The sequence below is a fragment of the Treponema sp. R6D11 genome, from assembly GCF_054786075.1.
In genome coordinates this window covers 1-309 of record NZ_BDHD01001416.1, presented here as the reverse complement: position 1 = coordinate 309, position 309 = coordinate 1, and the positions used below count along the sequence as shown (strand labels likewise).

1 protein-coding gene is annotated in these 309 nt (G+C 40.5%); it reads right to left on the bottom strand.

What is annotated here, in order from left to right; all coding sequences use genetic code 11:
- Positions 1 to 157: 157 nt before the first annotated feature.
- Entirely contained in the window at positions 158 to 304 is a 147-nt protein-coding gene (locus ACYVTD_RS18975; protein ID WP_461249131.1) for a TrmH family RNA methyltransferase, read from the bottom strand.
- Positions 305 to 309 lie beyond the last annotated feature (5 nt).

The window sequence follows — 309 nt, the reverse complement described above, 5'->3', positions numbered from 1 at the left end:
TGAATGGTAGGGGCGTTTACCATAAAAATACAGATAATTACAATTACAAAAACAAGCCAAAATATGACTATTGTCCGTGAACCTTTAGCTTTTGAATTACTTACAGCTTTTCGTCTTGCCACAAAATCATGATACGGCAAAATCAGGTTGGGGTCAACTATATATTGTAGATAGCATGCAGAAACAAGGCTGCGGCTTGCGATACGTTTAAGCTGTCGATGTTTCCCGTCCCTGGAATTCTTAACAGGCAGGAGCATTGATCTTTTACTTCCTTGGGCAAGCCTGTCTCCTCATTGCCTAACACAAGAA